The sequence below is a fragment of the Flagellimonas sediminis genome (genome assembly GCF_010500845.1).
GTDB lineage: Bacteria > Bacteroidota > Bacteroidia > Flavobacteriales > Flavobacteriaceae > Flagellimonas > Flagellimonas sediminis.
Genome location: NZ_JAAAMI010000001.1, coordinates 278,887 through 298,322 on the forward strand (window position 1 = coordinate 278,887; position 19,436 = coordinate 298,322).

At 44.4% G+C, this 19,436-nt stretch carries 17 protein-coding genes; 16 read left to right on the plus strand and 1 reads right to left on the minus strand.

The features are described 5' to 3' along the window. Positions 1–10: 10 nt before the first annotated feature. Complete coding sequence (locus tag GTK07_RS01250; protein ID WP_163632141.1) at positions 11–883, minus strand: aldo/keto reductase; 873 nt, start codon at positions 881–883, stop codon at positions 11–13. 159 nt (positions 884–1,042) lie between these two features. Between GTK07_RS01250 and GTK07_RS01255 the strand changes: the two genes are divergently transcribed. From GTK07_RS01255 to GTK07_RS01330, 16 genes are all read left to right on the plus strand, one after another. Next, positions 1,043–2,044, plus strand: a complete 1,002-nt coding sequence (locus tag GTK07_RS01255; protein ID WP_163632143.1) for an AAA family ATPase — start codon at positions 1,043–1,045, stop codon at positions 2,042–2,044. A gap of 68 nt (positions 2,045–2,112) precedes the next feature. Then, positions 2,113–2,979: a DUF58 domain-containing protein gene (locus tag GTK07_RS01260; RefSeq protein ID WP_163632146.1), complete on the plus strand. Its 867-nt coding sequence runs from the start codon at positions 2,113–2,115 to the stop codon at positions 2,977–2,979. Then, positions 2,979–4,637, plus strand: coding sequence for a BatD family protein (locus GTK07_RS01265; protein ID WP_163632149.1), 1,659 nt, complete (start codon positions 2,979–2,981; stop codon positions 4,635–4,637). The genes GTK07_RS01260 and GTK07_RS01265 overlap by 1 nt, the downstream gene beginning before the upstream one ends. After that, on the plus strand, positions 4,638–5,636 hold the full coding sequence (locus GTK07_RS01270) for a vWA domain-containing protein (protein WP_163632152.1): 999 nt from the start codon (positions 4,638–4,640) through the stop codon (positions 5,634–5,636). It abuts the gene before it with no gap. Positions 5,637–5,639: 3 nt separating this feature from the next. Beyond that, a complete protein-coding gene (locus GTK07_RS01275) occupies positions 5,640–6,686 on the plus strand; it encodes a VWA domain-containing protein (RefSeq protein ID WP_163632155.1) in 1,047 nt (348 codons plus the stop codon). Continuing rightward, complete coding sequence (locus tag GTK07_RS01280; RefSeq protein WP_163632159.1) at positions 6,679–7,575, plus strand: tetratricopeptide repeat protein; 897 nt, start codon at positions 6,679–6,681, stop codon at positions 7,573–7,575. Before GTK07_RS01275 ends, GTK07_RS01280 begins: the two co-directional genes overlap by 8 nt. After that, positions 7,575–9,359, plus strand: a complete 1,785-nt coding sequence (locus tag GTK07_RS01285) for a BatD family protein (RefSeq protein WP_163632162.1) — start codon at positions 7,575–7,577, stop codon at positions 9,357–9,359. Before GTK07_RS01280 ends, GTK07_RS01285 begins: the two co-directional genes overlap by 1 nt. After that, on the plus strand, positions 9,356–10,120 hold the full coding sequence (locus GTK07_RS01290; RefSeq protein ID WP_163632165.1) for a tetratricopeptide repeat protein: 765 nt from the start codon (positions 9,356–9,358) through the stop codon (positions 10,118–10,120). Before GTK07_RS01285 ends, GTK07_RS01290 begins: the two co-directional genes overlap by 4 nt. A 52-nt stretch (positions 10,121–10,172) precedes the next feature. Then, positions 10,173–10,487 (plus strand): hypothetical protein, encoded by a 315-nt coding sequence (locus GTK07_RS01295; protein WP_163632168.1) that lies wholly within the window; start codon positions 10,173–10,175, stop codon positions 10,485–10,487. A gap of 74 nt (positions 10,488–10,561) precedes the next feature. After that, positions 10,562–12,151 (plus strand): SulP family inorganic anion transporter, encoded by a 1,590-nt coding sequence (locus GTK07_RS01300; RefSeq protein WP_163632171.1) that lies wholly within the window; start codon positions 10,562–10,564, stop codon positions 12,149–12,151. Next, positions 12,148–12,774: a carbonic anhydrase family protein gene (locus GTK07_RS01305; RefSeq protein ID WP_163632174.1), complete on the plus strand. Its 627-nt coding sequence runs from the start codon at positions 12,148–12,150 to the stop codon at positions 12,772–12,774. The genes GTK07_RS01300 and GTK07_RS01305 overlap by 4 nt, the downstream gene beginning before the upstream one ends. A gap of 56 nt (positions 12,775–12,830) precedes the next feature. Further along, positions 12,831–13,529, plus strand: a complete 699-nt coding sequence (locus GTK07_RS01310; protein ID WP_203583697.1) for a hypothetical protein — start codon at positions 12,831–12,833, stop codon at positions 13,527–13,529. Further along, complete coding sequence (pheS, locus tag GTK07_RS01315) at positions 13,513–14,529, plus strand: phenylalanine--tRNA ligase subunit alpha (protein ID WP_163632177.1); 1,017 nt, start codon at positions 13,513–13,515, stop codon at positions 14,527–14,529. The genes GTK07_RS01310 and pheS overlap by 17 nt, the downstream gene beginning before the upstream one ends. A gap of 112 nt (positions 14,530–14,641) precedes the next feature. After that, positions 14,642–15,127 carry a GbsR/MarR family transcriptional regulator gene (locus GTK07_RS01320; RefSeq protein WP_163632181.1) on the plus strand — a complete coding sequence of 162 codons (486 nt, stop codon included), beginning with the start codon at positions 14,642–14,644 and terminating at the stop codon, positions 15,125–15,127. A gap of 49 nt (positions 15,128–15,176) precedes the next feature. Beyond that, complete coding sequence (locus GTK07_RS01325; protein WP_163632184.1) at positions 15,177–16,247, plus strand: efflux RND transporter periplasmic adaptor subunit; 1,071 nt, start codon at positions 15,177–15,179, stop codon at positions 16,245–16,247. A 32-nt stretch (positions 16,248–16,279) separates the two neighbouring features. Next, on the plus strand, positions 16,280–19,423 hold the full coding sequence (locus GTK07_RS01330) for an efflux RND transporter permease subunit (protein ID WP_163632187.1): 3,144 nt from the start codon (positions 16,280–16,282) through the stop codon (positions 19,421–19,423). Positions 19,424–19,436 lie beyond the last annotated feature (13 nt).

A 19,436-nucleotide genomic window follows, 5' to 3' on the forward strand; every position in this document is an offset into this window, starting at 1 on the left:
TTTCTTCTTCTTATGGCACATCATGACCTTGGCTTGCCACCAAAAGGGAAAACCAATCTTGAAGCTCCAAATCTATCTCCGCAGCTTTGGCGGATTGTTTAATTCTTTTCTTATCCGTTGTGCCGATGACCGGATAAATTTTGGCAGGGTGTTTCAATATCCAGGCCAACAACAACTGGCTTGCATTGGCGGAATATTTTTCCTCCAAAGGTTCCATTGCCTTTTTGATTCTTTTCGTCTGCTTGTCACTGTCCCTAAAATAGCTGCCCAGTGGACTCCAAGCCATGGCCAGTCTATTATTGGCGATGCAATCATCAAAAGTTCCATCGTACATGGGTTGGTCATGGGTAAGTGAAAATTCCACCTGGTTGCCCGAAACGGGAATGGCCTTTTCCAACATGGCCACTTGGGTTGGGGTAAAATTGGACACCCCAATCTGTTTAACTTTTCCACTATCGAGGAGGTACTGGAGGGCTTCGGCCATTTCAAAAGGTTCCATCAAAGGGCTTGGCCGGTGCATCAGGAGCAGGTCCAAGTACTCAGTGTTCAACTTTCTCAAGCTTTGCTCGGCCGACCAGATGATGTACTCCTTATCATATTGATAATGGTTGATCTTGTTGTCCCTACCCCGGGTCAACTGAATCCCACATTTGGAAATCAATTGAATATCCTCCCTTTTTATCCCACTTTCGGCATAGGCCTTGCCAAAATCCGCCTCGGTGGAATAACTACCATAAATATCGGCATGGTCAAAGGTAGTCAATCCATTTTCGATGCAATGGTGCATCAGTTCAATCATTTCCTTTTTGGAAAGTTTCTTTCCCCAACTTCCCCACGTCATGGTTCCAGAGATGATTCTGGAAAAATTCTTGTTCTTTTGCATATCGGATGAAAGTATAAAATTAAACCCTTAAATCCTTCATAAAACTAGGGGTTTAGCGTTTTTTTTAACCATTAATTAACAGGTAGGTTCTAAATAAATTTTCATTTTGCACACCCTAGCAAAATCACTGACAGTAATACCAAACAACTGGAATTTATAATGGAAGAAAACACTACTATCGATATTAGTGCTGTGAATGAGAAAATTGCCCAAGAAAGTGCCTTTATCGATCTTCTTACCACTGAAATGAACAAGGCCATCGTTGGCCAAAACCACATGGTGGAACGATTGTTGATCGGTCTCTTGGGAAAGGGACATATTCTTTTGGAAGGTGTTCCCGGACTAGCAAAGACATTGGCCATCAATACGTTGGCCAAAGCCGTTAAAGGTAGTTTTAGCCGGATCCAGTTTACCCCCGATCTTTTGCCGGCCGATGTGATCGGTACGTTGATCTACAACATCAAGGAAAATGATTTCTCCATCAAAAAAGGACCCATTTTTGCCAATTTCGTGTTGGCGGATGAGATCAACAGAGCACCTGCGAAAGTGCAATCGGCCCTTTTGGAGGCCATGCAGGAAAAGCAGGTGACCATTGGGGACGAAACCTTTAAGCTGGACGCACCCTTTTTGGTCATGGCCACCCAAAACCCAGTGGAACAGGAAGGAACCTATCCGCTGCCAGAAGCGCAGGTAGACCGTTTTATGCTCAAGACCGTTATTGACTATCCCAAGCTTAATGAGGAGCAGCTCATCATTAGGCAAAACCTCAAAGGCGATACGGAGCCCATTAAGGCGGTTGTTTCCGTTGAACAGATCTTAAGAGCGCAAAATACCGTACGTGAGGTGTACATGGACGAGAAAATTGAAAAGTATATTCTCGATCTGATCTTCGCCACACGTTACCCTGAAAAATACAATCTGGAAAACTTGAAGCCCCTTATCAGTTTTGGTGCTTCCCCAAGGGGTAGTATCAACCTGGCCAATGCTTCCAAGTGTTACGCCTTCATCAAACGTAGGGGCTATGTGGTCCCTGAGGATGTCAGGGCCGTTGTGCACGATGTACTGAGACACAGGATTGGCATTACCTATGAAGCGGAGGCGGAAAACATCACTTCCGAAGAAATCATCAACAAGATCGTAAACGAGGTAGAAGTGCCTTAACGGTTCAATGTTTCTCGGTGTAAGTAGCTATACTTTAAACCAACCCGAAAACCTATTTCTTGAACCAGATGGATACAAAGGAACTACTAAAAAAAGTACGTAAGATTGAAATAAAGACCAGGCGTCTGTCCGACCATATTTTTGGTGGGGAGTATCATTCTACGTTCAAAGGTAGGGGTATGACCTTTAGCGAGGTTAGGCAATACCAGTTCGGGGACGACGTAAGGAGCATTGATTGGAACGTGACCGCCCGATACAATGAACCTTTCGTTAAGGTTTTTGAGGAGGAACGCGAATTGACCATGATGCTGATGGTCGATGTCAGTGGATCCGAATTGTTCGGAACGTCTAACCAGTTCAAAAAGGAAATCGTTACGGAGATTTCCGCAACATTGGCATTCTCTGCCTTGCAGAACAATGACAAAGTGGGATTGATCCTCTTTTCGGATGTGGTGGAACTTTATATCCCTCCTAAAAAAGGAAAGAGCCATGTGCTTCGTATCATTAGGGAGTTGTTGGAATTCACCCCAAAAAGTAGCAAGACGAACATTGCGGAGGCACTAAAGTTCCTGACCAATGTGATGAAAAAAAAGGCCATTGTATTTGTACTGTCCGATTTTATTGCGGACGATTACCAGAACACACTGCGCATTGTAGGCAACAAGCACGATGTAACGGGTATTCGGGTATTTGATGAAAGAGAGGAGTCCATTCCCAATCTGGGCATGGTACAGATGCAGGATGCGGAAACCGGGGAATACCAATTGGTGAACACCCAATCCAAACGGGTTCGGTACGCTTACGGACAGTATTATAAAGATAAAGTAGCCTATTACACCGATTCTTTCACCAAGTCAGGTTGTGGGGTGATCAATTGCCGTACCGATGAAAGTTATGTGCGAAAACTATTGGGGTACTTTAAACGAAGGGGATAATGCGGAGTGAATTTTTACATAGCAATAAGAAAAATATCCAAGGCCGCGTTGCAAAGGCCATCTTGGGCGCTCTTTTGCTGCTACCTTTTCTGGGGGTATCGCAAATAGAACCCAAGGTTGAGGCAGAGGTAGACACCCTTGCCATCAAAATTGGGGAACAAATCCATTATACGATTACCGTGGATGCCGATTCCACAGCCGTGGTAAATTTTCCGGAGGGGCAGACCTTTTCTCCTTTGGAGACCGTGGATGCCATCATAGCCGACACTATTAGGAACAAGGATCGAGTTACCCTACAAAGAATCTACGCACTAACCCAGTTTGATAGCGGTGCCTATACCATTCCGCCACAGATTGTCACCATCAACGAAAGGCAGATCTTCACGGATTCCTTTCGCGTTAAGGTGGCCGATGTTGCTGTGGATACCACCAAACAGAAGATGTACGACATTAAACCCTTGATTGAGGTTGAAAGAAGTACAGCCGATATGTGGATAACCGCCCTGATCATCCTATTGGCACTGCTTGTCATCGGCGGATTGGTCTATTGGTTCTTCATTAGAAAAAAACCGTTGACCGAAGCGGAAAAAGTGGCATTGCTGCCCCCTTACGATCGGGCACTTTTGGAACTCAAAAAATTGGAAAACTCCAAATACCTGATCCAAGACGAATACAAACAATACTATTCCGAGCTGACCAATATTGTTCGGATGTACCTTGAGGAAGATGTTCATCTCTCTGCCATGGAAAGTACCACTTCTGAACTTATCACTAAGTTGGAAATGCTCAAGGATTCCGGCGAGTTGAAATTGGGGGACGATACGATCCACCAGTTCCAAAAAATATTGCAGACCGCAGATTTGGTAAAGTTTGCCAAGTCCAAACCTGCCACCTCCGTGGCCGAACAGGATCGAAAATTGGTAGAAGAAATTGTGGTGAAAACGCACGAAGCACTTCCGGAGCCCACGGAAGAAGACTTAATGCTGAATGAGGAATATCTGGCGGAACTAGGCAAGAAAAAACAACGCAAGCGCATTTATTGGGCTGCGGCCATTTTTGCAGGAATCGTCTTTTTTGGGGGTGCCTTCTCAGTGGCCTATTTTGGGTTCAAACAAGTGAAGGATACCGTTTTTGGTTACCCTACCAAAGAACTATTGGAAGGGGAATGGGTTTCCAGCTCGTACGGATTCCCCCCGATTCAATTGGAGACACCGGATGTTTTGGTCCGTCAGGAGGTTAAACTCCCCAAAGAAACAGAAGAGCTCATCAAACAGCTTCAGGCTTTTTCATATGGCAGTTATGTAGGCATCTTTTCTGTGAGTACCAGCTCAGTGACTTACAAGGCAGAATCGGAACCCGATTTTGATACCGCCATTGGCGCCATCCTTTCCAATTTTGAACAGTTGGGACTCAAGAACATCATCACCAAACAAGAGGAATTTACCACCCAGTCCGGGGTAAAGGGCATCAAAACCTTCGGAACCGGAAATTTGGAGACCCCGGCGCAAAAAGGCAAAAAGGCCAAGTACAATATTTTGTCCTTTGGTGGAAAAGGTTTTATGCAACAAGTGGTGATCACTTGGGAAGATGGGGATGAATATGCGGAACAAATCGTAGAGCGGATATTGAACAGTTTAGACGTAAAAACACAGGCATAGATGTTTGAAAATATAGAATTTGCAAATCCTGAGTTCTTTTGGCTGCTTTTGTTGCTGCCACTGGCTTTGCTATGGTATTTTTTCAAGCGGAAGAATGAAATGGCATCCCTTCGCATTTCAAGCATCAAAGGATTTACAGTGAGCAATTGGGCCTCCAAGGCCAAGCCGGTACTTTTCATCATGCGATTATTGGCGTTGGCAGCCATTGTTACGGCATTGGCCCGCCCTCAGACCGAGGACATTTCCACCCGTACCAAAACAACCAAGGGCATCGATATTGTCATGGCCATCGACGTCTCATCCAGTATGTTGGCCCGCGACCTAAAACCCAATAGGCTTTCTGCATTGAAGGAAGTAGCCGCCAACTTTATAAAGGAACGCCCCAACGATCGTATAGGCATTGTTGGCTATGCCGGGGAAAGTTATACCAAGACCCCGATCACAAGCGACAAGACCATTGTGCTGAATGCCCTTAACGATGTCACCTATGGTGAACTGGAAGATGGTACGGCAATAGGTATGGGATTGGCAACAGCGGTAAACCGTTTGAAGGAAAGCAAAGCAGTAAGCAAAGTGATCATCCTATTGACTGATGGGGTAAACAACTCTGGTTTCATTGAACCGAGGACTGCCGCCGATCTTGCTGTGGAATTTGGGATCAAAACCTACACCATTGGCTTGGGCACCAACGGAAATGCACTCTCCCCCATCAGCTATAACCGCGATGGCACCTACCGATATGGCATGAGGGAAGTACAGATTGATGAAGAGCTGCTTAAGGAAATTGCCAGTGTGACCGGAGGGAAATATTTCCGCGCCACGGACAACGAATCCTTGGAAGAGATTTATGACGAGATCAACAAATTGGAAAAAACGGAAATAGAGGAATTCAAATATTACAAGTACGAGGAAAAATTCCGCCCTTTGATTTTTTTGGCGGGCATTTTTCTATTGTTGGAATGGGGATTGCGCAATTCCATATTTAAAAGTTTTATTTAGGGAATGATTCAGTTTGACGAAAAAATATATTTCTACCTTTTGGCCATTATCCCAGTAATGGTCCTGGCCTTCTTTTTTCTTCAAATCTGGAAAAAAAGAACCCAAAGACGCTTTGCCAAATCCAAATTGCTCCGGCGTTTGGCACCCGATCGTTCCAGTTTTAAATCGGCGGTCAAGTTGGCCTTTTTGCTGGCAGGACTTTCCTTTTTGATCCTAGGACTGGTAAACCCCAAGATCGGAACCAAATTGGAGACCGTAAAACGGGAAGGGGTGGATATTGTTTTTGCAATCGATGTGTCCAAAAGTATGTTGGCGGAGGATATAGCCCCCAACCGGTTGGAAAAAGCAAAACGCATCGTTTCTGAGATCATCAACCAACTGGCAAGCGACCGAATTGGAATCATCGCCTATGCCGGCCAAGCATACCCGCAACTACCGATCACCACAGATTATGGGGCGGCCAAAATGTTCTTGCAGAGCATGAATACCGATATGCTTTCCTCCCAAGGTACGGCCATTGATGCCGCCATTGATCTGGCCAGTACCTATTATGATGATTCCCAACAGACCAATAGGGTACTTTTCATTGTTTCCGATGGGGAGGACCACTCTGAAAGTTCCACAACAGCGGCAGTTGAAAATGCCACCCAAAACGGCATCCGTATCTTTACCATTGGGGTGGGAAAAGAAAAGGGCGCACCCATTCCCATCAAAAGGAATGGCATTGTAGAAAGTCTGAAGAAAGACAGTCAAGGAGAAGTGGTGATCACCAAATTGAACGAGGCCATACTTGCCGATATTGCAGATCGGGGCAATGGAGAATATATTGATGGTTCCAACACCGAAGATGCAGTGGAATATATCAAAGAACAACTGGACCGGATGGACAAAACCGAATTTGAGGCCAAGCAGTTCGCGGAGTACAAGGATCAATTCCAATGGTTCCTTGCTGCTGGGTTTTTATTTTTATTTTTGGACATCTTCGTTCTGGACAGAAAAACCCAATGGTTGAAAAAACTAAATCTTTTTAATGAGCACGGTGATGACTAAGATAAGATTGGTGTTTGGACTATTGCTTTGCTTTGGATGGGTCCAAGCACAGGACGATACCACATTGGAGGTACAAAAGGAAGCCGAAAAGGCCTTAAGGGCTTCCACAAATCTCACGTACGAAGCTAACAAAGAGCTTACTTCCAATGATTTTGTGGGTGCCGAAGCGGAATACAGAAGAGCCATTTCCAAAAGTGATAAAAACGTAGCTGCCCCATTTAACCTGGGCAATGCCTACTACAACAGGGAAAGTTACGGAGAAGCGTTTGGCCGCTACAAGCAGGCTGGCGATGCTGCTGAGGACAAAGCCGAAAAACACAAGGCATTCCATAACATGGGCAACGTGTTCATGAAGAACAAGGAATACGAAAAGGCCGTGGAAGCCTATAAAGAAGCATTGCGAAACAATCCAACCGACGAGGAAACCAGATACAACCTTGCACTTGCCAAGAAAATGTTGGAAAAACAACAGGACGAGCAAAAGAACGACCAAGACCAGAAAAAGGATAAGCAGGACCAGAAAGATCAAGAACAAGATCAAAACAAGGACCAGAAAAACGAAGGCGGGGACAACGATAAGCAAGACGAGGGCAAACAGAACGAGGACGAGAACAAGGATAAGGGCGATCAAGGTGAAAATGGGCAGGACAAACCTGAAGAGAACCAAAAAGGGGATGGTGATGAAAAGAAGGAACAAGAGAAAAAACCCAATGAAGGAGATCAACCACAGGATCAACAACAACAGCAACAACCCAGACCCAACCAATTGTCCAAACAGCAAATCCAAAACCTCTTAGAGGCCATGCAGAACGAGGAGAAAAAAGTGCAAGAAAAGATGGAAGCCAGAAAGGTGCGCGGACAAAAAGTTAAAAACGAGAAAGACTGGTAATGAAAGTACAACGGGGCAACATACTACTATTTTTGGCGATGGTGTTCCTATCGGTTACCATGTCCCATGCCCAGGACGAAGAAGTTACCTTCACCATGAACCTCAGCAAGGAAAAGCTCGGGGTCAACGAACGCCTACGTGTGGATTTTACCATGAACAAGGATGGTGATAATTTTACTCCACCGGCTTTTGAAAATTTCAAGGTGGTCATGGGTCCTTCACAATCCATAAGTTCATCTTGGATCAATGGCAAACGCACTTTTTCCAAAACCTACACCTACATTCTTCTTCCAACGGCAAGAGGAAATTTTACGATCCAACAGGCCACTATAGAAATTGCAGGCGAAACCTATAAAACAATACCCAAAACGGTTGAGGTCACCGCGGCCGTGGATAGACCCAATGGAGAAAAAACGGCAGATGATGTTGCTGATGAAAGCCTTCACCTAGTGGCTGAGGTATCCAAGGAAAACCCATACCTAAATGAAGCAGTCACTGTTGTATACAAATTGTATGTTAGTCCCGATATCAGCGTGACCAACTATCGCCCGTTGGATAATCCTACCTATAACAATTTCTGGAGCCAAGATATTCCCGTTACCAAGCACACGGCCCAAAATGGAACCTATGAAGGCAAGCCCTTCCGTTATGTAGTGTTGAAACGTGTAGTGCTATATCCGCAAAAGTCAGGTCAACTGGACATTGAGCCCCTTTCGTTGGAAATTTTTGTGGATGTCCCCACCAACCGAAGGGACTTCTTTGGAGGAAGAATCTATACCCAAACCAGCAAAACGGTATCGGCAGGCAACAGGACCATCAATGTAAAACCTTTGCCCGAAGAAGGGAAACCAGCAGATTTTAATGGTGCAGTAGGTGATTTTCAATTCAGCGTGACCACAAGCAAAGAACAATTGAATGCCTCTGAATCCTTACAGGCCAAGGTTGAGATTTCCGGAAAAGGAAACTTGAAATTGTTCCAATTGCCCAAACCGGAACTTCCCAGTTCACTGGAAGTTTACGACCCGGAACATGAAGAGGACATCAATACCAGCAGTACTGGGATGGAAGGAAAAGTGACGGACAATTATACCATTGTACCATCATTCAGAGGCAAATACCCTATACCAAGTATCCCGTTCAGCTATTTCAATCCTGCAACTGGCAAGTACGTGACCCTTCAATCCGATGAGATCAACATTGAGGTGATGGAAGGGCCTGTGGCCTCATCAGAAAATGCCATTGCTGGATCTGCAGTCAACAAACAGTCGGTAGTACCCACAGGAAAACAGTTCCATTTTCTAAAATTGGACCCCAATCTTGGCCCAACCAAAGCATCCTGTTTCTTTGGTTCCAAATCATTTTTTATGTGGCTTTTCCTGCCTCTGTTATTGATTCCTATTGCCATTTTCACCTCCAAGAAAAGAGAAGCCATTGCTGGTGATGTGGTCGGGAACAAAATCAAACAGGCCAACCGATTGGCGAAAAAATACCTTTCTACCGCAAAAAGGGATCTGGGCAACAAGGAAGCCTTCTATGTGGCTTTGGAAAAGGGCCTACATAACTACCTGAAAGCCAAACTGAATATTGAAACAACCGAATTCAGCAAGGAAAAAATCACCAATATTTTAACAGGCAAGCAGGTTGCACAAGAAGACATTAAGGGGTTCATTGGATTGCTTACCAGTTGCGAAATGGCGCGATATAGTCCATTTTCCAATGTGCAGATGCAGAACGATTATGAAAAAGCAAGTGAAGTAATCTCTAATTTGGACAAGCAATTATGAGCATAAAGACATTTTTCATATCAATTTCCCTTTTCTCCTTGTCCATTGGCTTCGGCCAAAATGAGACTTTGTTCTCCAAAGCCACGGAATATTACAACAATGGGGAGTATAACAAGGCCATTGACAACTATATGTCCATTTTGGAAAGCGGGCAACATTCGGCATCCTTGTACTTTAACTTGGGTAATTGCTATTACAAGCTGAACAGCATTGGTCCCAGTATCTATTATTACGAAAAAGCCCTTTTGCTAGATCCAAACGACGGCGAAATCCTAAATAATCTGGCATACGCCCAAAACATGCGATTGGATGCCATTGAGGCCATGCCCAAAACGGAAATTGCCAAAATTTACGATAGCACTGTCAATCTTTTTGGTATTGACCAATGGGCATATCTTGCCGTGGCATTTGTATTATTGTCCATTATATTGTACCTGACCTACTTTTTCCTGTCCTCGGCCAATAAAAAACGGATTTCCTTTATTACAAGTATCTTTTCCATTTCACTTGGTGTCATGTGCATTTTGCTGGCATATCTACAGCAACAGCAAGAAAAAAAGAATGATCCCGCAATTGTGTTCAATAAGGAAGTAAAGGTTTCCTCCGAGCCCAACCAAAACAGCGATGTGGTCTTTACCCTGCATGAAGGCACCAAAGTGAATGTCCTTGAAGAATTGGATGGGTGGCAAAAAATCTGGATTGCAGATGGACAAACAGGTTGGCTTTTGAGCAATACCATCAAGAAAATCAAGGACTTTTAGCCAAAACTGTTCCTTGGTGCGCATATTTCGCTATTTTTACAAAAAAGGTCCTGTGCTAAAAAAATTGCTTTTTTCTGTTTTACCCCTAATGCTGATAGGTTGCCTATTGGTATCTCCCATTGTTCCATTTTTGGACAAGGAGTTGCGGAAAACGATGGTACCGGGATCAGCCGAAGAAGAAAAAAGCAGTAAAAAAGAAGAAGCTGAAAAAAACTTTGATGAACTGGACCTTTACTTGAAAAATTTTTTCGAACTGTCCCTTTATCAAGCTACCCAAAAATTCGATGTCTGTATCACTGACTATATATTCCCTGCTGCGGAATATAACTTGGAAATTTTGGATCCCCCTCCCAAGAAATTGAGCTAAGTCCCTGCCTTTTTCAATTCAATTTCTAACTAATTCCATTGGGTATTTCCTATGGAAACCTAACTAATTTATCCATGTTCAAGTATATTAAAAACGACCTGCCTGCCAGTATAGTGGTCTTCTTTGTGGCCCTACCCCTCTGTTTGGGTATTGCCCTTGCCAGTGGGGCGCCTTTATTCTCTGGGCTAATTGCCGGAATTATAGGCGGAGTCGTTGTAGGGGCCTTGAGTGGCTCCCAAATTGGTGTAAGTGGTCCGGCCGCCGGTTTGGCCGCCATTGTTCTCACAGCCATTGGAACCTTGGGTGGCTATCAAAACTTTTTGGTCGCCGTAGTTTTAGGCGGTCTTATCCAGATCCTGTTCGGGGTTTTACGTGCCGGGGTCATTGCTTATTATTTTCCGTCTTCGGTTATCAAAGGAATGCTTACAGGTATTGGGATCATCATCATTTTAAAACAGATTCCCCATTTTTTCGGGTACGATGCCGACCCCGAAGGGGACTGGGCCTTTTTTCAGGTGGATGGTGAAAACACTTTCAGTGAAATTGCCAACACGGTCAATTCCATTAGCCCAGGAGCATCGCTTATTGCCGTTGTTGCCCTCGTCATATTGATTTTATGGAACCAGGTTCTGAGCAAAAAATCAAAGGTCTTCGAACTGGTTCAAGGGCCTCTGGTCGCTGTGGTGTTGGGCATTGTCTACTATTCATTCACCAAAGGTGAGGCCGTATGGGGCATATCCGAGGAACATTTGGTAAAAGTACCTGTGCCAGATGGATTCGATTCATTTATTGGGTTGTTCAGTTTCCCCAACTTTTCAGCTATCACCAATACTGAAATATGGATAACCGCCTTTACCATGGCATTGGTGGCCAGTCTGGAAACATTACTTTGTGTAGAAGCTACAGATAAGTTAGATCCCTTAAAAAGGGTAACTCCCGCCAATCGGGAACTTTTGGCCCAAGGTATTGGGAACAGTATTTCGGGATTGATAGGTGGTTTGCCCATTACACAGGTAATTGTGCGAAGTTCTGCCAATATCCAATCTGGGGGCAGAACAAAGCTCTCTGCCATTCTACATGGCTTTTTGCTTCTTGCTTCTGTGTTGATCATTCCAAGTTTGCTTAACATGATCCCGCTCTCCGTTTTAGCCGCCATTCTTTTTATTGTTGGTTATAAATTGGCAAAACCCAGTTTATTCAAGACCATGTTCAAAGCTGGATGGAAACAATTTGTTCCCTTTATTGTTACGGTGGTAGGAATCGTGTTTGCGGATCTTTTGGTAGGCATTACCCTTGGTTTGGGAGTTGGCATTGTTGTTATTTTGATAAAAAGCTACCAAAACTCGCATTTTCTTCATATTCAAGATAAAGGGGATAACGGACATCGCATTAAAATGACGTTGGCAGAGGAGGTTACCTTTTTTAACAAGGGAGCCATCCTTAAGGAATTGGATCAGATTCCCCAAAATTCCTACCTCGAGTTGGATGTGGTCAACACCAAATATTTGGACAATGACATAATTGAAATTTTACAAGATTTTGGCAGCAAGGCCAAAAACCGGAATATTCATATTAAATTGATCTCGGAAAGAGGAGTTGTGGACAATCCCGATGATTATATCGAATTTTTTAAGAAACCAAAAAATCAGCTTAGCAACAAATGAAAGCACATACCAAAGAAACGCAATCGACCATGTCGCCGCAAAAGGCACTTCAATTTTTGAAAGAAGGGAACGAGCGTTTTCAGAACAACCTTAAAGCCAACCGAAATCTTTTGCAGCAGGTGAATGAAACCAAGGATGGACAATTCCCTTTTGCCACCATTCTAAGTTGCATTGATTCCCGGGTATCTGCAGAATTGGTTTTTGACCAAGGTTTGGGAGACATTTTTAGTATTAGGATCGCAGGCAATTTTGTGAACCAGGATATCTTGGGCAGCATGGAATTTGCCTGTAAATTGGCAGGTACCAAATTGATTGTAGTTCTCGGACATACAAGCTGCGGGGCGGTGAAAGGTGCCTGTGACCATGCAAGGTTGGGCAACCTTACCTCTTTGATCAATAAGATTGAACCGGCAGTTTATGCCACCAAAGAACCTAAAGATGAAGAATTGCGAAATTCCAAAAATTCTGATTTCGTGGATGCAGTTGCCGTCAAGAATGTGGAAATGGCTTTGGAAAACATCCGTAACCAAAGTGTCATCCTTAAAGAAATGGAACAAAAAGGGGAAATTGCCATTGTGGGAGCCATGTACGATCTCTCGGATGGAAAAGTAACCTTTCTATAATCGTTTAATTTAGGGTATTCCCTTGAAAGATTTTCACATAGAATGATCAGCCCATCATGACCCTTAAATTTCCGAATGACTCAGGTCCCATTTATCTGGAAACGGTGCAAGGGCGCTTTCCCGTGGAGCCATACAATACCTTCAGCAATCTGGTTTTCTTGGCCCTTATCATTTACTGGGGGATCAAAGTATACAAAAATCCAAGGCAACAATTGTTTCTTGCATGGATGATTCCGATCATCGGGATAAGTTACATAGGCGGCACCATATACCATGCCACACGGAGCCATGAATTTTGGTTGCGTTTGGACTGGATGCCCATTATGTTCCTATGCTTGGCCCTAGTGGTCCATTTTATTTTAAAGCTCGTCAAACCTTGGTGGAAAAGGGCTTTGTTAATCTTACTTTTTATGGGTATTTCCTTTTTGATGCGGATTCTTCCCATTCCGGCTGGACTCCGAATCTCCCTTGGCTATGTAATCAGTGCCGTTACCGTCCTATTGCCAATGGTGTGGTACCTGTTCCAAACCCATGGAAAAAACCTCCCTCTGGTACTATTGGCGTTCGGGATTTTTGCCCTTGCCCTAACCTTCCGTATCATGGATAAATCGCAGAGCTCGCTTCCTATGGGTACCCATTGGCTCTGGCATTTTTTTGGTGGAATCGCGGTACATTTCCTAATGGCCTATATATTCAAGGACAATTTGCTAAATTTGTCGGCCAATAGTGCCGTTGAACATGATCCAGACCATTAAGGAACACCTTGTAGAAGTAGAAAAGTTCGCTTCAACCTCAAAGGAAGAAATAGAGACTTTCCGAATCAAGTATTTAGGAAAAAAAGGACTTTTGAACACCTTTTTTGCCGAGTTCAAGAATGTCCCCATTGACCAAAAGAAAGAATTTGGCCAAGTCATCAATGAGTTGAAGAGTGCGGCCACCGAAAAGGTCAATGCCCTAAAAGAGGCCTTGGAGAGCCAGACCGAAGTAGGTAAATACGGCGACCTTACCCGTCCAGGAGAACCAATGGAAATTGGGGCGAGACATCCTATATCCATCGTCAAGAACCGCATCATCGATATTTTTTCAAGAATAGGCTTCAATGTTTCCGAGGGGCCGGAGATCGAGGACGACTGGCATAATTTCACAGCCTTGAACCTACCGGAATACCACCCTGCCAGGGACATGCAGGATACTTTTTTTATTCAGACCAATCCCGATATCCTCTTGCGTACCCATACCTCATCGGTACAGGTGCGGTATATGGAAAGCCATCAACCTCCTATCCGAACCATTTCCCCAGGAAGGGTATATAGAAATGAGGCCATCTCGGCTCGCTCGCATTGTTTCTTCCATCAGGTGGAGGGCCTGTATGTGGACAAAAATGTTTCTTTCGCCGATTTGAAACAGACTTTGCAATACTTCACATCTGAAATGTTCGGAAAATCGAAGATCAGGCTGCGACCTTCTTATTTCCCCTTTACCGAACCCAGTGCCGAAGTAGACGTGTATTGGGGCCTTGAGACCGAAACCGATTACCGCATGACCAAGGGAACCGGGTGGTTGGAGATCATGGGTTGTGGAATGATAGATCCCAATGTGCTCAGAAATTGCGGTATTGACCCCGAGGTGTATTCCGGATTCGCTTTTGGAATGGGCATCGACCGAATTGCCCTGCTCCTTCATCAAATTTCGGATATCCGTTTGCTCAGCGAAAATGATGTCCGTTTTTTGGAACAGTTCAAGAGCGCACTTTAATCCCCCTTTTTATTGGTTAAAACAAGGCTTAAAATTTTCAACACAATTTTAAGTTCGCTTGGTTTTGTTTGTTCCGAACCAACGTTAATTTTGTCTCTTCAAAAATCCATCTATGGAAAAAACGAAGGAAGAAATTATCGAGACCCTAGGCCTTCATTTGGAGGAAGAACAAAACTTGCCTCCGTTGGCAGCCCGGATCTATGCCATTTTGGTATTGACCAATGAAGATGGACTCACTTTTGAAGATTGCCTTGAAAGAAGGGGGGCCAGTAAAAGTTCTACTTCCACGTCATTGAACCTATTGCTCAAGATGGGTATCATCACCTATTTTACCAAGCCAGGTGACCGTAGACGATATTTCACACTGGCCAAAAAGAAGACCTTTTTCCTAACCAAGCTTCAGGAATATCTAAAACGCCTGGAGTCCGAAAAATCTGTTATCACCTTGGTCATGGACTATCATAAAAAATATTCGCCCAAGAAATTTGAGGAAGGTAAGGAAAGAATGAGCATCTATCTAGATTACATGACCGGAAGCGAAAAACTCCTTCAAGATGCCATCTTAAAATTTGAGGCCATAGCACAAAAAGAAAATTGATGACCCAACGATAAAACCCAACAAAAACCCTAACAACGTTAGACCATACATGAAAACAATCAAGTCAATCGTCGTATTAACAGCCATCGCAGCACTGATGTCCTGTGGTAGCAAGACCCAACAACAAGTCACTGCACCAACACCCTCGTTGAAAGTGATGCAGCTGAAAAAAGAAGACTTCACCATATTCAACACGTATTCAACATCCATTCAGGGACAACAAAATGTAGAGATTTGGCCGAAGGTCTCTGGATTTGTACAGCACATTTATGTAGAAGAAGGGCAACAAGTAAAAAAGGGGCAGTTGTTGTTCAAACTGGAAACACAGACCCTTTCACAAGATGCAAAGGCCGCCCAAGCTTCTGTAAACGTGGCCCAAGTTGAAGTGGACAAATTGGTCCCTTTGGTAGAAAAAGGCATCATCAGCCAGGTACAGCTTGAAACGGCCAAGGCAAAACTCGAGCAGGCCAAGAGCAGCTATAACAGTATAACCGCCAACATCGGCTACTCCACTATTGTAAGCCCTGTTAACGGCTATATTGGTGAGCTTCCCTACAAAGTGGGGTCCTTGGTCAGCAGCAATATGGGGGAACCTTTGACCGTGGTATCCGACATTAGTGGTGTGCGTGCCTATTTTTCCATGAACGAAAGGGAGTTGCTTCAGATAAAAAAACAAATGGCCTCTACTGGTACTGGAATTTTAGCGGATTCTTCCCCGGAAGTGGAACTGGTCATGATTAATGGTGAAACCTACCCACAAAAAGGGGAAATTGCCATGATCAATAACCTTATCAATTCAACCACGGGAAGTGTGACCCTAAGGGCCGATTTTGACAACCCAGATCTGTTGTTAAGTTCCGGAAGTACCGGCACAATCAAGATTCCCTCACAATTTAAGGGCGTATGGGTAATTCCCCAATTTGTTACGGTAGACCGTCAGGGAACCAAAATGGTGTATGTGTTGAACAGTGACAATACGGTAAATAGCAAACCGCTTTCCATAGTGGCCCAAACGGATACCCAGTTCATCGTATCCGAAGGTTTTGAGGATGGCACCACCCTTGTTACCGAAGGGGTTTCCAAACTAAAGGACGGACAGGCCATCAACCCAGTCAACTAACTATTCCAACAATCTCATTAGAACAATAAAATATGTTCCAAAAGTTTATAGATCGTCCCGTACTGTCCACAGTAATATCCGTGATCATTTTGATCTTGGGTATTTTGGGGCTCAGTGTTCTCCCTGTAGAACAATATCCGGAAATTGCTCCCCCAACGGTTCAGGTAACGGCCAACTATACCGGTGCCAATGCTGAAACTGTACTAAAAAGTGTGGTTGTTCCTTTAGAGGAACAAATCAATGGTGTAGAGGGGATGACGTACATGACCTCATCTGCCAGTAACGATGGAGCCGCCAACATCAGCGTATTTTTTGCATTGGGTGTAGATCCCGACATTGCCGCGGTTAACGTTCAAAACCGCGTGGCCCGTGCCAATAGCTTATTGCCACAGGAAGTAATCAACACAGGTGTAACTACCCAAAAGGCCCAAAACAGTGCTTTGTTGTTCTTCTCCATTTTTTCCAAGAACAAGGACTATGATGCCACTTTTGTGGAAAACTATGCCAAGATCAACCTGGTGCCCAAACTCCAAAGGATTAAGGGTGTTGGTAACGTCAACGTTTTTGGTGCCAAGGATTATTCCATGCGTATATGGATATCCCCTGATAAAATGGCCGCCTACAATTTGGTGCCTTCCGATATCCAAACGGCATTGAGAGAGCAAAACCGTGAAGCTGCCACCGGAAAAATTGGTGAAAATGCCGATGGTATTTTCGAATATGTGATGAAATACAAAGGTAGACTCTCCGAAGTGGAGGAATACGAGAACATCATCCTAAAAACTACGGATGATGGTGGCTTTCTTCGCCTGAAGGATGTGGCCGATATTGAACTAGGTGCCTTTAGCTATGTCAGGAAAAACACCGGTATGGGCAATCCTGGCGTGGCCGTGGGCGTATACCAGACCGCAGGTTCCAATTCCAAGGAAATCATCGATCAAATTGAAACCATTTTAACGGAAGCCAAAGGAGAGTTTCCAAAAGGATTTGATTACGTAATCCCATTCAATTCAAAGGATTTCTTGGATGCGTCCATCGACCATGTGGTGCAAACGCTGATCGAAGCATTTATCTTGGTGTTCATCGTGGTATTCCTGTTCCTGCAAGATTTCAGGTCTACCCTGATTCCGGCCATTGCCGTGCCCGTTGCCATTATCGGAACTTTTTTCTTCCTTCAAATATTTGGGTATTCCATCAATATGTTGACGCTTTTCGCCATGATTTTGGCCATTGGTATTGTGGTGGACGATGCCATCGTAGTGGTGGAGGCGGTCCATGCCAAGTTGGAAGAAGGTGGCAAGTCGGCCAAAAGTGCCACCAAAAAAGCCATGGGTGAAATTTCTGGTGCCATTATCTCCATTACCCTGGTAATGTCCGCGGTATTTATTCCCGTATCCTTTATACAAGGTTCATCAGGGGTGTTCTATCAGCAGTTTGGTATCACTTTGGCAGTTGCCATCTTGATCTCGGCTGTTAACGCCTTAACATTGAGTCCGGCCTTGGCTGCTTTGTTCCTAAAGCCCCATGACCCTGAAAAGGGGCATAAATCCAACTTTATGACCCGTTTCTTTAAGTCTTTCAATATTGGATTTACCGCGATCACCAATAAATACACCAACACCGTTGGGCGTTTAGTGAAGCGAAAATGGATCACTGCAGTGTTATTGTTGGCCTTCACAGGACTTGCCATTTATCTCTTCAAAACCACCCCATCAGGATTTGTACCTGACGAGGACAGGGGGCTTATCTTTGCCAATGTTAGCATGCCTCCGGGAACCACTATTGAAAAGACCGAGGAAACCATCATGAAACTGGATTCCATTTATGAATCCATGGATGTGATCGATGCCCGAATGAGCGTGGCAGGTTTCAGTTTGTTGAATAGGGTAAGTGCTGGATCCTATGCCTTTTCCATCATGAAATTAAAAGACTGGAGTGAGCGGAAAGCGGATTCACTATCCGTAAATGCCACCATGCAGAAATTAAATGCCCTTTCTGCAAACTTCAAAGATGCCCAAATTATATACTTTACCCCGCCCAGTATCCAAGGTTTTGGAACCAACTCTGGTTTTGAGGTACAATTGCAGAGCAAGGGAGGTGAGGATTGGTTGGCCATCAACGATGTTAAAAATCAATTTTTGGGTGCCCTAAACGCGCGTCCCGAAATCCAATACGCCATTTCCCAATTCGATCCTGGGTTCCCACAATACAACCTTGATATCGATATGGAAAAGGTGAAAATGGCAGGGTTTTCCGCAACGGACATATTCAATGCCCTTCAGGGATATTATGGAGGCATCTACGCAACCGATTTTAACAGGTTTGGAAAACAGTACCGTGTCATGATACAGGCAAAACCTGAAGATCGTGCCAATGAAAATTCCCTAAACCACATTTTTGTTAGAAACGCCAAAGGAGAATCTGTAGCGGTAAGCCAATTTGTGACCCTTAAAAAAATCTATGGCCCTGAGGTAGTGGAACGTTTCAACTTGTTGAGTTCGGTAAAAGTTTCAGGGGTTCCGAATGCCGGGTACAGTACCGGTGATGCCATTAATGCGATTGAGGAAGTGGCCGCCCAAGTACTGCCTACCTCCTATACCTATGACTATTCTGGACTGACCCGTGAGGAGAGCAATGCAGGATCCCAGACCATCCTCATCTTTATTCTGAGTTTGGTGTTCGTGTACTTCTTGTTGAGCGCACAATACGAGAGTTATATTTTGCCTTTTTCCATTTTGCTTTCACTACCTGTGGGTATTGCCGGGGCCATTCTCTTCATCAACCTGGGTGGTTTGCAGAACAACATCTATTTCCAGATTGCGATCATCATGTTGATAGGTCTGTTGGCGAAAAACGCCATCTTGATCGTGGAATTTGCCCTTCAACGGCGACGGGCAGGACTATCCCTATTCGAAGCGGCAGCAGATGGGGCAAGGGCTAGGTTGCGACCTATTTTGATGACTTCCTTTGCTTTCATCTTTGGTTTGCTGCCACTGGCACTTTCATCCGGAATCGGGGCCATCGGAAACCGATCCATCGGTCTGAGTGCCGTTGGAGGTATGCTCGTGGGAACCATTTTGGGAGTTTTTGTGGTGCCCGTCCTTTTTGTGGTGTTCCAGGCACTTCAAGAACGCATTTCTGGAAAACCTGAACCAACCGAAGAAACCATTGCCTAACAACAACGTTAAA

What these genes read in the sequence shown, in the direction of transcription:
- GTK07_RS01280 (WP_163632159.1), top strand. Translation starts at nt 6,679, where the DNA reads ATGACTAAGATAAGATTGGTGTTTGGACTATTGCTTTGCTTTGGATGG.
- GTK07_RS01275 (WP_163632155.1), top strand. Translation starts at nt 5,640, where the DNA reads ATGATTCAGTTTGACGAAAAAATATATTTCTACCTTTTGGCCATTATC.
- GTK07_RS01290 (WP_163632165.1), top strand. Translation starts at nt 9,356, where the DNA reads ATGAGCATAAAGACATTTTTCATATCAATTTCCCTTTTCTCCTTGTCC.
- GTK07_RS01255 (WP_163632143.1), top strand. Translation starts at nt 1,043, where the DNA reads ATGGAAGAAAACACTACTATCGATATTAGTGCTGTGAATGAGAAAATT.
- GTK07_RS01320 (WP_163632181.1), top strand. Translation starts at nt 14,642, where the DNA reads ATGGAAAAAACGAAGGAAGAAATTATCGAGACCCTAGGCCTTCATTTG.
- GTK07_RS01285 (WP_163632162.1), top strand. Translation starts at nt 7,575, where the DNA reads ATGAAAGTACAACGGGGCAACATACTACTATTTTTGGCGATGGTGTTC.
- GTK07_RS01270 (WP_163632152.1), top strand. Translation starts at nt 4,638, where the DNA reads ATGTTTGAAAATATAGAATTTGCAAATCCTGAGTTCTTTTGGCTGCTT.
- GTK07_RS01305 (WP_163632174.1), top strand. Translation starts at nt 12,148, where the DNA reads ATGAAAGCACATACCAAAGAAACGCAATCGACCATGTCGCCGCAAAAG.
- GTK07_RS01260 (WP_163632146.1), top strand. Translation starts at nt 2,113, where the DNA reads ATGGATACAAAGGAACTACTAAAAAAAGTACGTAAGATTGAAATAAAG.
- GTK07_RS01300 (WP_163632171.1), top strand. Translation starts at nt 10,562, where the DNA reads ATGTTCAAGTATATTAAAAACGACCTGCCTGCCAGTATAGTGGTCTTC.
- GTK07_RS01330 (WP_163632187.1), top strand. Translation starts at nt 16,280, where the DNA reads ATGTTCCAAAAGTTTATAGATCGTCCCGTACTGTCCACAGTAATATCC.
- pheS (WP_163632177.1), top strand. Translation starts at nt 13,513, where the DNA reads ATGATCCAGACCATTAAGGAACACCTTGTAGAAGTAGAAAAGTTCGCT.
- GTK07_RS01250 (WP_163632141.1), bottom strand. Translation starts at nt 883, where the DNA reads ATGCAAAAGAACAAGAATTTTTCCAGAATCATCTCTGGAACCATGACG.
- GTK07_RS01310 (WP_203583697.1), top strand. Translation starts at nt 12,831, where the DNA reads ATGACCCTTAAATTTCCGAATGACTCAGGTCCCATTTATCTGGAAACG.
- GTK07_RS01325 (WP_163632184.1), top strand. Translation starts at nt 15,177, where the DNA reads ATGAAAACAATCAAGTCAATCGTCGTATTAACAGCCATCGCAGCACTG.
- GTK07_RS01265 (WP_163632149.1), top strand. Translation starts at nt 2,979, where the DNA reads ATGCGGAGTGAATTTTTACATAGCAATAAGAAAAATATCCAAGGCCGC.